1 protein-coding gene is annotated in these 292 nt (G+C 63.7%); it reads right to left on the bottom strand.

Going from position 1 to position 292, the window contains the following annotated elements:
* On the bottom strand, positions 1-231 hold a 231-nt coding region (locus tag ACLJNW_RS24440; RefSeq protein WP_410961249.1), incomplete at its 3' end, for a DUF2955 domain-containing protein.
* Positions 232-292 lie beyond the last annotated feature (61 nt).

The following is a 292-nucleotide window of genomic DNA, read 5'->3' as shown; positions in this document are numbered from 1 at the left end:
GTACAGCACCAGTACCTCGACGCTGATCACCACCGAGAAACCGAGGAACTGGCGGACGATGTGCAGGTTGATCACCGGCGTCAGGCCGAGCAGCAGCATCGGGTAGACGCCGAAGAACGAGCCGTAGTCCCAGTTCATCAGCTTGCAGACGAAGAACCCCAGGGTGCCGCCGCCGGCGATGCGCAGGCACTGACGCAGGTCGTTGGCGGACATCGCGAGCTTGGCCGGCATGGCGTCAGTAGACGTAGTGCAGCAGGGTGATGGCGTCGATCTGCGCGCGACCGTGCAGATG

This window comes from Salmonella sp. SAL4457 (genome assembly GCF_046548235.1).
Classification (GTDB): domain Bacteria; phylum Pseudomonadota; class Gammaproteobacteria; order Enterobacterales; family Enterobacteriaceae; genus Salmonella; species Salmonella enterica.
Note: the sequence above shows the minus strand (reverse complement) of the source record. Positions and strands in the feature narration are given on the sequence as shown.